15 protein-coding genes are annotated in these 11,585 nt (G+C 34.4%); 1 reads left to right on the top strand and 14 read right to left on the bottom strand.

The genetic code is table 11. From position 1 onward, the window contains the following. Positions 1-520: 520 nt before the first annotated feature. The 5 genes from KE503_RS13270 to KE503_RS13250 all read right to left on the bottom strand — a co-directional run bounded on the left by KE503_RS13270 (position 521) and on the right by KE503_RS13250 (position 3,857). Complete coding sequence (locus KE503_RS13270) at positions 521-766, bottom strand: TM1266 family iron-only hydrogenase system putative regulator (protein ID WP_022374285.1); 246 nt, start codon at positions 764-766, stop codon at positions 521-523. 26 nt (positions 767-792) lie between these two features. Beyond that, positions 793-993 (bottom strand): hypothetical protein, encoded by a 201-nt coding sequence (locus KE503_RS13265; protein WP_022374286.1) that lies wholly within the window; start codon positions 991-993, stop codon positions 793-795. Further along, positions 990-1,562: a GNAT family N-acetyltransferase gene (locus tag KE503_RS13260; RefSeq protein ID WP_022374287.1), complete on the bottom strand. Its 573-nt coding sequence runs from the start codon at positions 1,560-1,562 to the stop codon at positions 990-992. Before KE503_RS13260 ends, KE503_RS13265 begins: the two co-directional genes overlap by 4 nt. A 12-nt stretch (positions 1,563-1,574) precedes the next feature. After that, positions 1,575-2,546, bottom strand: a complete 972-nt coding sequence (gene bsh / locus KE503_RS13255) for a choloylglycine hydrolase (protein ID WP_212385494.1) — start codon at positions 2,544-2,546, stop codon at positions 1,575-1,577. 234 nt (positions 2,547-2,780) lie between these two features. Beyond that, a complete protein-coding gene (locus KE503_RS13250; protein WP_212385492.1) occupies positions 2,781-3,857 on the bottom strand; it encodes an FUSC family protein in 1,077 nt (358 codons plus the stop codon). Positions 3,858-4,038: 181 nt separating this feature from the next. Here KE503_RS13250 and KE503_RS13245 point away from each other — a divergent pair, with 181 nt between their 5' ends. Continuing rightward, positions 4,039-4,290 (top strand): hypothetical protein, encoded by a 252-nt coding sequence (locus tag KE503_RS13245; RefSeq protein WP_055197180.1) that lies wholly within the window; start codon positions 4,039-4,041, stop codon positions 4,288-4,290. 107 nt (positions 4,291-4,397) lie between these two features. Here the strand turns inward: KE503_RS13245 and thiW are convergent, their stop codons facing one another. The 9 genes from thiW to infB form a co-directional block, all read right to left on the bottom strand. Beyond that, entirely contained in the window at positions 4,398-4,895 is a 498-nt protein-coding gene (thiW, locus tag KE503_RS13240; RefSeq protein WP_212385491.1) for an energy coupling factor transporter S component ThiW, read from the bottom strand. A 6-nt stretch (positions 4,896-4,901) separates the two neighbouring features. Next, positions 4,902-5,066 (bottom strand): hypothetical protein, encoded by a 165-nt coding sequence (locus tag KE503_RS14905; RefSeq protein WP_330622027.1) that lies wholly within the window; start codon positions 5,064-5,066, stop codon positions 4,902-4,904. A 14-nt stretch (positions 5,067-5,080) separates the two neighbouring features. Then, complete coding sequence (gene mscL / locus KE503_RS13230; protein ID WP_022374293.1) at positions 5,081-5,491, bottom strand: large conductance mechanosensitive channel protein MscL; 411 nt, start codon at positions 5,489-5,491, stop codon at positions 5,081-5,083. A gap of 153 nt (positions 5,492-5,644) precedes the next feature. Beyond that, positions 5,645-6,271 (bottom strand): cytidylate kinase-like family protein, encoded by a 627-nt coding sequence (locus KE503_RS13225; RefSeq protein WP_022374294.1) that lies wholly within the window; start codon positions 6,269-6,271, stop codon positions 5,645-5,647. A 112-nt stretch (positions 6,272-6,383) separates the two neighbouring features. Next, positions 6,384-7,322 carry a bifunctional riboflavin kinase/FAD synthetase gene (locus tag KE503_RS13220; protein ID WP_022374295.1) on the bottom strand — a complete coding sequence of 313 codons (939 nt, stop codon included), beginning with the start codon at positions 7,320-7,322 and terminating at the stop codon, positions 6,384-6,386. A 9-nt stretch (positions 7,323-7,331) separates the two neighbouring features. Next, positions 7,332-8,231: a tRNA pseudouridine(55) synthase TruB gene (gene truB, locus KE503_RS13215; RefSeq protein ID WP_055197214.1), complete on the bottom strand. Its 900-nt coding sequence runs from the start codon at positions 8,229-8,231 to the stop codon at positions 7,332-7,334. Positions 8,232-8,244: 13 nt separating this feature from the next. After that, the gene (locus tag KE503_RS13210) at positions 8,245-9,189 is read right to left on the bottom strand and encodes a DHH family phosphoesterase (RefSeq protein WP_212385489.1); all 945 of its coding nucleotides are present in this window, start codon (positions 9,187-9,189) and stop codon (positions 8,245-8,247) included. Beyond that, a complete protein-coding gene (gene rbfA / locus KE503_RS13205; RefSeq protein ID WP_022374298.1) occupies positions 9,176-9,547 on the bottom strand; it encodes a 30S ribosome-binding factor RbfA in 372 nt (123 codons plus the stop codon). The genes KE503_RS13210 and rbfA overlap by 14 nt, the downstream gene beginning before the upstream one ends. A gap of 21 nt (positions 9,548-9,568) precedes the next feature. Next, on the bottom strand, positions 9,569-11,585 hold a 2,017-nt coding region (infB, locus tag KE503_RS13200; protein WP_212385487.1), incomplete at its 5' end, for a translation initiation factor IF-2.

Here is an 11,585-nt window from a genome sequence, read left to right as displayed (position 1 = left end):
CTAGCTTCTTTATCCTTGTTATTACTGTTCTTATAAAGAACGTTCGTTGATTTTTACTAAAATCATCTGAAAAATTCATTAGAATTTTCAAGGTTGTCTTATTGTTCAGTTGTCAAAGATCTTTTTGATCTGCTTCTTGTATATAAGAAGCTTTATTATTTTATCACAGTTCTTTTTGTTTGTCAAGAACTTTTTTGATTTATTTTGTTGTTCTGAACTCTTTCGTTCTGCAACAACTTTTATATCATATCATTTCTGATCTTGTCTGTCAAGAACTTTTTAACTTTTCTTTTAGATTTGATCTCTATTGTTCTGATCGTTCTCCGTCAGCAACTTTTATAGATTATCATATCTGATCACTTATGTCAAGAAGTTTTTTCATTCTTTTCAGAGTCAAAAATGGAATCTGATGTTATATTTTTCCGCCGCTCTTTCAGCGACGTTGATTATCTTACCATAGCTGTATACAGTATGTCAACTACTTTTTTCATCTTTTTAAATTAATCTAAAATCATATATCCTATATCTTTGAATATGTTGTTTTGGCACTGATCCCTTCAACTTTTCCAAGCTTTCCAGCTAAAGTATTAATGATATCCTGAGGGGCATCAATCGCGATACTTATGATATTAACCCCTTTCTCATGATATGGTATCCCCATTCGTCCTAAAATATACGTTCCATAATCATGTAAAATTTCATTTACAGTTGTTGAAGCATTAATATCTTCTACGATGATTCCAATAATTGCAATACGACTTTCCATTTTATCATACTTCCCTTCTTCTATATTTATCTTCTTCCTTCTGATATATATCCTGCATGAAATTCCATGTTGATCTGTCTTAATTCTTTCTTTCCATCAATATAATCCTGATACATTTCAATGATTCCAACACTACATCCATCGCAAGCTCCTGAAATATTTCCAATAGATTTTGCAACGATTTCTTCTCTTTCTTCTTTTGTTGTATCTTTGATCAATAAGCTCATAGTTGTATCTCCTTCTCTCTTAATTTTGAAAATGGTATTATTTCTTTCGGTGGCTGTTCATGTTTCCCGATATATTTCTCCATCCAGACCATATCGTACCATCTGCCGAATTTGTATCCGCTTTTATAAAATCTCCCCACCATATGATATCCTAAATGTGTGTGGTATTGTGCACTGTTTTTTGTTACATATTCGTCTTCTTGTTCTGGATAAGTAATGCATGCATCTACATTGATGATATTTTGCATACCAAGAATCTTTTCTAATGCTTTATATAGCTTTTTCCCGATTCCTTTTCCTCTGGCATCTTTATCAACATAGATCGTTGTTTCCACAGACCAGTCATATGCAGCCCTTTCTTTAAATGGTCCTGCATATGTATATCCGTAAATTTTCCCATCCTCTTCTTCTACCAGATATGGATATTTCTTTAATGTGTTTTCGATTCTTCTTTCAAATTCCTCTACACTTGGTGTTTCGTATTCAAATGTGATTGTTGTTTGTTCCACATAATATTTGTAAATATCAAGTAATGCTTTTGCATCTTCTTTTGTTGCTATTCTGATCATTACTTTTATCCTTTAATTCTGCATAAAAATATGTTCACCTTGGATTACTTCATATTTTATTAATTCAGTACTATCTAAATCTTCTTTTGTCATATCGACTGCACTGATCTGGTGATTATCATATGTTGTGTAATAGTAAATTCCTTTTTGTGCATTACAGCAAGATGTATACAATGTAATCTCATATTTACCATTCACATCACAACATCCTCTTTGTTGATCTACAGAACCAAGGATATGGAAAAACTGACTGACACTTTCTGCTTCGGAATTACCAGATACAGAATGTAATTTGGTAAATGCGACTTTCGCAAAACGAGAAGATGATGACAGATCCCCTGGAAGACCGATTGCACCCATTCCACGACTATATGCATTCAGCTCAATATCTTTTGCAAATAAGTTCTCTGGCTGTTTTGGTGATAATCCCATATATTGGTTTAATAAAAACATCTGAATATTAAATGGAGGATTATTAGTAAGAACTCCCACTTTATTCTCATAAACATGCATTCCATCTTCCATTGCCTCTACTGTGATCGCTCCTGTTTTATCAGCAATGATCCAGTGAAGCTGTGCTACTGGAAACTGTTCGCTATATGGCGTATTTGTAAGATTCATCTCACTTAAGGCTTTTTTTGCCTCATCAAGAGTTGCACAAGTTCCAAGAATCCATGGAATAAACTCAAACTGGGCAATATTTTCTTTTCCTTCTTCTACATCATAATAAGAAGCATTTCCAACAAAATTAAGACCTGCCATTGCTAATCCTTTTTCGTTAAATGCATCATAGTATAATGGATCATTTCCAACGACATGTGCCATTCCGATCATTGCATAATGGCTTTGTAAAGATTCTCTGTGTCTAAAATCAAACTGATATTTTCTTGGAGTGATCACAATCTCATCTCCATAAGAAAATTCATAATCCAGTGTTCTTCCAAAATAAAAATCTTTTGTCTGATATGTTGCAGCTGTACACATATTTTTGCACTCCTTTTTATTTTATTCTATTTTATAGTTTTCCCCTATTTTCTTTTCTAATATTATATATTATCATGTAATATAATTGATAGCAAATCAAAATCAAAAAGGTGTGCATGTAGCAAAAAAAGAAAGCCATGTAAATCAAATTGTACACGACTCTCTCTATATCTCTTATTTCTTTATGATACTTGGCGTGATCGCATTCTGGTGCAAATACCGACCGTCAATTAATTAAACTTGATTTCCAACCATTGTATCATCTTCCATCAGGTTTCTTACAGCTGTACTAACTCCTCGGAAAATTTTATCAAAACCATATGCATATAAAGAACCAAATACATTTGCTACAATTCTTAAAATAATGGCAGTCTTAAGTCCAAACATACTTTCCGCAATGTATAATGCTCCAAATGTATTAAATACGGTTTGCCATGCATATCCAGCAGAATAACCGACTCCAACTCCACCGATCAGACCGATCCATTTAAAAATACTGTCTGGAAGAATCATATGTAATAAAAGAAAGATCATACATCCAAGGATGTTAAATGGTCCTCTTCTTTGCACGCGGTATTTCATGTCTTTCGAAAATGGTAACAATACAGACATCGTTGCAATACCAATCCACATCACTCTCGGCATATTTGCTAATTCTCCGATCAGCATTGCTGTTGAAATTCCAATGGATAATCTTAAATACCAATTACTTCTTGTAGAAAATAGATGAAATTCTTTAAATAAATGAAGAAATCCTCTTCGAAATGTTCTGTTTCGATGGTTTTTATAAAATACTAAAGAACAGATCACCGCTCCTGCTAACAATCCATAAATTCTTAATGTATAATCATGTCCTGTCACATCATATCCATATAATAGTAAATATCCTAAAATAAATGTGGATTGATTGGACATGATCACATTATGGCAGCTTAATATCAGGATTGCCATAATACAGACAAAATGAATCAAAAAAGTCCATCCAGCACTTACAGTATTTGCAAGTCTTGGTCCTGCTGCAAGAATACCAAAGATCATAAAGATCACTGCAATACTATGCTTTGTATCAATTCCAAAATCAACCTGTCGTAAGATCATTAATACTAATAATACAAGAACACCTACAACACTGTTTTGTGATCCAAAGATCATACTGTAAAGTGTCACAACTGCAAAACAAAATGCAACTACTAAATATACTTTAAAATTATATATTAAAATACGGTTTCTCTTTTCTTTGAGATCATCAGTACTTTTGATCCATTGTTTTGACCCAATCGAACTTAATTGTAACTGTTGGTAAAAATTCAATCGAAAACTCCTCCTTATTTCTTTATTATTTCTTTATTATTTCTTGGTAACAATGAAACATTTTACATATTTTATACTGATTCGTCAATACATATATTTTTTATATTTGACGTTTTATTTCATTTTTGTTATGATTTCTATAATATATTTGAACTTGATAAAGAAAGGAGGATTTATCCTCATGGCAATGAATTTTAACCAGATGTTAAAGTTTCAACAGATGAAAAACTCTCTGAAACGATTTGACAGAGATCATCCAAAGTTTAAAAACTTTTTAAATGCGGTTACGCGTGAACAGGCGCTTAGAGAAGGAGCCGTCATTGAACTATCTGTAACTTCCCCAGAAGGAAAGAATTACTGTTCTAATATTAAACTAAATGCTGAAGATATCGAACTTATCAATCAGTTAAAAACTATGAATCCAAATAGCTAAGAGGATTAATGATTTATCTTTCCTAAGGATCGTGAATGTTCCAAAACGTCAAAAAGAATCCCTTATTTTAAATTTTAAGGGATTCTTTTTATTCTTTAAATATTAAATTATCCTATGTATTCCTCAATCAAACGTACTGCCTTGGATCTATACAATGCCGTAATAATAATTGCTGCAATAATCGTTCCACAAAGTGTACTTGCAAGAAATGGTCCCACAAATGTAAATAATGCTGCCTTTTGCCCCATCATCATAGATGCGATCGGATAGCATAACATACCACCTAAGATTCCTGTTCCAAACACTTCTCCAATATAAGCACCAATTCTTGATTTTGTATATTTAAAAACCATCGCACTTATAAATGCACCTACCATACTTCCAGGAAATGCAAGTAAACTTCCCGTTCCAAGAAAGTTTCGGATCAGTGCTGTACAAAATGCCATTGATACTCCGTAAACAGGACCTAAGAAAACCGCCGCAATCACATTCACCATATGTTGAATCGGAAAGCAACGGCTTGCTCCGATCGGTATTGAAAATGATGATAAAATGACTGCTACTGCTACAAGCATTGCAGATACTGTTAGTTTCTTTAAATTCATTTAAGGTCACTCTCCTTCGCTGTTAGTTCCATGGTCGTTGATCTTTATCCCAGCCCTTTTCTCTCCAATAAGCAAGATCAGCTTCATCCCATCTAGTTTATCTGCCAAAATCTTTGAAATATGATATGTAGAACCTTTATGACTTTGCCCATGTATGATCGTTATCTTCATTATTTTACTCTTTTCTAGCTTTTATCTTCTTCTGGCTGCACGGATGTACAATGAGGACATCTTGTCGCACGAATATCAATCTCACTCATACAAAATGGACAGATTTTTGTTGTTGATGCTTCTGGTTCCTCAGGCTTTGCACCAAGCGACATGATCTTATTCATTGCTTTTAATAGACAGAATAAAATAAATGCCATGATCAAAAAGTTCACAACAGAAGATCCAAATGCAGAAGCATATCCGGAGATTTCCTCTAATGTATAAACCTTTCCTGTCATGACCAGTTTGATGATCGGCTGAATAAAGTTATCAGTAAGTGATGTAACAATTCCTGAAAATGCACCACCGATCAATACACCGACTGCCATATCCATGACATTGCCACGAAGTGCAAATGCTTTAAATTCTTCTAAAAATTTCTTCATACATCTCTCCTTTATACAGTTTTTCATAACGCTTTTTATTTTAACACATATTTATCAAAAACTATATAGTATCTTTTATTTTACGACAGGAAATTTCTAACAAAAAGAGACTGTATATCAAATACAGTCTCCGTAATTACTAAATTGTTCAATTTATTCTTGTGATTCCTTCATATCAATCACTTTCTTGATCATCTCAACACTTCCATCAATTCCAAGATAGCTACTGTTTAAGCACAAATCATAAGATTTCGCATCTCCCCACTTATTAGAACTGTAGTAATTATAATAACTAGAACGCTGCTTATCTTTCTTCATGAGCACTTCTTTGCTCTTCTCTTTCACAATTCCATATTCTGTCTCAATCCGTTTAATACGATCTTCAAACGGTGCATGAACATAAACACTTAAACAGTTATCAAAATCTTCCAGTGCATAATCTGCACATCTTCCAACAAATACGCAAGGTCCTTTTTTCGCTAATTCCTTAATCGTATCAAATGCAGCCAAAAATACTTTATGATTCAGTGGTAAATCAAAAGAATTAGAGTTATATCCTAATGAATATGGATCCATTACTAAAGAATACAAGAAACTTGTGGTTGGTTTTTCATCAAAACTTTCAAAAATTTCTTCACAGATTCCACTTTCTTTTGCTGCAACCTTAATCAATTCACTGTCATAGAAAGGAATTCCCAGATCCTTAGAGAGCTTCTCTCCGATCAGATGTCCTCCGCTTCCATATTGTCGTTCGATTGTAATAATTGTGTTAGTACTCATATGAATCGCTCCCTTCCCCAAAGGGTAAAATATTCAAGTTATTCCTTGTTAGTAATATTATACTACAAACGAGTACTATTTAAAAGGAAAATTGTATATTTTTTTATTCAATTTAGTATTTATAACCAAAATGCTCTTTTGCATATGCTTTTGCAAATTCTGCATCTTCATGCATCTGCAAACTTAAAGATTCCAGAGAATCAAATTTCATTTCTGGTCTTTTGAAATATAATAAATCAACTTCTATTTCCTTATTATAGATATTCTTATTGAAATCAAAAATATAAGTTTCAACTCCCATATGTTTCTTTCCTTCAATCGTCGGTTTCACACCAACATTACTGATTCCATAATGAATTTCATCTTTATAACGGATTCTTGAAACATAAACTCCTTTTGGCGGCAATAATTTATCTTCTGCCGGTATTTGATTTGCTGTTGGCATCTGAAGCACTTCTGCTCCCATATGATTTCCATGAACAACCGGTCCACAGATCATAAATGGATCCTCCATCAAACGATTAGCTTCCTCAATCCTTCCTTCTGACAGCAAACGGCGGACTCTTGTGCTTGATACGATCTCGCCTTCTAGTTCTAATTTTGGAATAACGATCAGTTTAAAGTCATATTCTTTGGACATTCGTTCTAGTAATTCAACATTTCCCTGTCTTTTATATCCAAATCCGCAATCGTCTCCAACAACCAAAACTTTCATTCCTGTTTTTTCAAGAAGAACTTTAATAACAAAATCTTCTGGTGAAAGATGTGAAAATTCATCCGTAAATGGATGTTCAATATAGATATCAATTCCTCTCTTAGCTAGAAGTTTTGTTTTCTCATTCGTTGTATAGATCACGTTCATATGTTTGTGTTTTAACATATTAAGCGGTGGACGGTCAAAAGAAAAAACGGCCGCCTGATATCCCATTTCTTTATATTTGATCAGTTCATCAAAAATCAGCTGATGACCTTTATGCATTCCGTCAAATTTTCCAAGGGCTACCACTGTATTATGAAATTGAAATTGTTCTGTATTATGAATGTATTCCATGGCTTCCTCTCACTGGTTGTTGTCATAAAAAATCTTATCTGGGAAAAACATATTATTTTTCCAGTAATATATTCCGATAAAATGTTCATCTGCATCGTATATACGAAGTTTCTTTGTTGTATCAATATCTGTTTCGAAGAAAGCATCCTTTTTCAAGGGGTTTCCATTAAATAAAATCTTATTATATTCTTTTTTTACAGTTCCTTTCTGGTATTGTAAAAAAACTTTCTCGATTGGAACAATCAACTGTTCGATTGTTCCATCTTTCACTGCCTCTTCAATCTGAGACAGTGTATGTGAATTCTTAATCTGAAATCCACTGGATTTTGTGCGTACTAACTTTGTCATGCACGCACCATTGTGAAGCTTACGGCCAATATCCCTGCAAAGACTTCGAATGTATGTACCTTTGCTACAAGTAACTATCATTGTTACTTCCGGATAGGAAATCTCAATATTTGTGATATCATAAATTTTAATTCGTTCTGGCTTTCGCTCAATAACTTTTCCTTCTCTGGCAAGTTCATACAGCTTCTTTCCATTAATCTTTTTTGCAGAATACATTGGTGGTATCTGATCATATTCTCCAACAAAAGATAATATCGTATCTTTAATTGGAGCTTCTGTATCTAACGGCTCATAGGTATTTGTAACAGTTCCCCAGATATCTTCTGTATCCGTCTCTTTTTCAAATACAAAGCTCACCTGATACTGTTTCTTTGTACCTGTTAACATATCACATAATTTTGTCCCCTTTCCAAGGCAGACAGGCAATACACCTTCTGCATTTGGATCAAGCGTCCCTGCATGACCGATCTTTTTCTGTCGCAGAATTCCTCGAAGCTTTGCAACGACATCATGAGATGTAAAATCTTTCTCTTTGTATATATTTAATAATCCGTTGTACATAAAAACCTCTGTCTTATAACTGTTTTGTGATATCATTTATGATCATATTCTTAACATCCTGTAAGTTTCCTTTCACAGAACATCCCGCAGCGCGGATATGTCCTCCGCCACCATGTGATTTGGCTATTTCTGAAACGTTTACAGTCTCATTCGAGCGCATACTTACTTTGTAACCATCTTTAATCGGATATAGAAAAACTGCAGCTTCTACGCCTTTCGTAATACGAAGCTGATCAATAATTCCATCACTGTCAGAAGTTGATGCCTGAAGATCTTTAAAATCTTCTTCTGACAGATAAGAAAAAATGATCTGTCCTTTTTCATAAAGCTCACTTTTTAACAGGGCTTTCCCTAACAGCTGATTTTGTACAAATGTTTTCTGATAAAAAGTCTCATCAATGATCTTTGTACTTGAAACACCTTTTTCAAGTAACATTCCTGCATATTCCATTGTTTTACGCGTTGTATTAGAATGTTTAAATACTCCTGTATCGTGTACAATTCCTGTATACAGACACTGTGCACATTCTTTGGAAATTTTATCTTCCTCAAAAATCTGACATAAAACTTCACAAGTCGCACTTGCCTGTGGATCAATCTTGCAAAAATCCCCAAATCCATCATTACTGATATGATGATCAATTCCAATCAGTGTCTTTGCATGATTCACCATTGTTGCAAACGGTTCATAACGATCTTCTGCCCCACAATCCAGGACAAAAAACAAATCATAGACTTCTTCATCATTTGACTCTGTGATGATCTCATCTGCATGACTTAAAAAATAAAATTCTGTGCTGATCGGTTCTAAATAAACATCAACTTTCTTTCCAGAATAGTTATCTAAAATATATTGCTTTAGTGCAAGGCAGCTGCCAATACAGTCACCATCCGGGTGGATGTGTCCTGTAATGGCAATCTTATCAGCCTTTAAAACTTGTTCATTAAAGTGTTTCATGTTCACTCCCATGATTTAATTCATCAATCTTCTTTGACATATTCACTCCATATTCAATGGAATCATCTAAAATAAATGTGATCTCTGGAGTATTTCTTAAATTGATAGAGTGTGCAAGTTCACGACGGATATATCCTACGGCACTATTTAAACCTTTCATTGTTTCTTCTTTTTCTTCGTTATTTCCAAGAACACTGATATAGGCTTTACACTGCTTAAGATCTGATGTTACAACTGCATCAACGACAGATGTCATTGGCGCAATTCTTGGATCTTTGATCTCTCTGCTGATGATACGGCTTAATTCTCTCTGAACTTCACCATTGATTCTTGTATTTTTAATGCTGTTCTTTCTCATATTGCTACTCCCTTCAGGAAATTATCTTGGAACCTCTTCCATGATAAATGATTCAATCTGGTCTCCTTCTTTGATGTCGTTAAAGTTTTCCATAACAAGACCGCATTCAAATCCTGTACGAACCTCTTTCACTGCATCCTTACCACGTTGAATAGATGCAAGCTTTCCTTCATGAACAACGATACCATCACGAATGATACGTGCAGAACTATCACGCTGGATTGTTCCATCTAATACATAAGAACCTGCAATTGTTCCAACTCCAGAAGCTTTGAAGATCTGTCGTACTTCTGCGTGTCCTGTAACTTTCTCCTCAAATTCTGGGTCCAACATACCCTTCATAGCTGCTTCGATATCTTCAATTGCATTATAAATAACACGATATAAACGAAGATCTACTTTCTCTGTTGTTGCTGCATCTTTAGCTGCTGGTTCTGGACGTACATTAAATCCAATGATGATCGCATTTGATGCTGCTGCTAAGTTTACATCAGATTCTGTGATAGCACCTACACCACCATGGATAACTTTAACTGCAACTTCATCATTAGAAAGTTTCACAAGACTCTGTTTTACAGCCTCTACAGATCCCTGTACATCGGCTTTTACAATGATATTTAATTCTTTGACACTACCTGCCTGAATCTGATTAAATAAGTCATCTAATGATAACTGCTGTTTTGTCTCAGATAACATCTTTTCACGACCATAAGCAATGAATTTCTCTGCTACTGATCTTGCTTCTTTTTCGCTATCCATCACCATCATAACTTCACCGGCATTTGGTACTTCACTTAATCCTAAGATTTCAACTGGTGTAGATGGTCCTGCATCTTTGATACGTTTTCCTTTATCATTGATCATAGCTCGAACTTTACCATGTGCACTTCCAATTGCTACAGCATCTCCTACATGAAGAGTACCTTTCTGTACTAAAACAGTTGCAACTGGTCCGCGTCCTTTATCAAGCTGTGCTTCTAAGACGATACCTCTCGCTTTACGATTTGGATTTGCTTTTAATTCCAAAACTTCTGCTGTCAAAGAAACCATATCTAATAATTCAGTGATTCCTTCTCCAGTATGTGCAGATACAGGGCAAAAGATTGTGCTTCCACCCCAGTCTTCTGGCACTAATTCATATTCGATCAATTCCTGTTTTACTCTTTCAATGTTAGCACTTTCTTTATCAATCTTATTGATTGCAACGATAATTTCAATTCCAGCTGCTTTTGCATGGTTGATTGCTTCAATCGTCTGTGGCATAACACCATCATCTGCCGCAACAACTAAGATCGCGATATCTGTAGACTGAGCACCTCTCATACGCATAGATGTAAATGCCTCATGTCCTGGTGTATCTAAGAATGTGATCTTACCATTGGCTGTTTCTACAACGTACGCACCGATATGCTGTGTAATACCACCAGCTTCTCCTGTTGTTACATGAGTAGAACGTATCTTATCAAGTAAAGAAGTTTTACCATGGTCGACGTGTCCCATAACGCAGACAACTGGTGGCCTTACGATCATATCTGCTTCGTCTTCCTCTTCTTCTTTTAACAGTTCTTCAATGACATCAACCTGTTCTTCCATCTCTACCAGACGATCAAATTCCATTGCGATCTCTTCTGCTTTTTCAAAATCAAGTTCAGAATTCACATTCAACATTCCAGCTCCGCTGATCAGTAATTTCTTAATAATATCATTTGCAGGGATAGATAATGCATCTGCAAGTTCTTTCAGTGTTAATACTGGTGGAATTTTTACTGGTGCATTTGGATCTATTTCCGGTTTCTTTACTGGTTCTGGTTTAATAAATGCTCCAGGACCTGATGTTTTTTTCTTTTTCTTATGATCTTGATTCTGATTTTTATTGTTAAATTTCTTATTCTTTTTGTTATTTTTTCCAAACTTCTGAGAATTCTGTGGATTTTCTTTTCTTAAAATCTTTTTATCCCCATCATTGTTTTTATTCTTTGAATTTTTTTTATTATTCTTTACTTCTTGTGTTTTTTTATTATCTTTCTTTTCCATATTC

This window comes from Anaerostipes sp. Marseille-Q3525 (assembly GCF_018223505.1).
Taxonomy (GTDB): domain Bacteria; phylum Bacillota; class Clostridia; order Lachnospirales; family Lachnospiraceae; genus Anaerostipes; species Anaerostipes amylophilus.
This window is presented reverse-complemented; position numbering and strand designations above follow the sequence as displayed.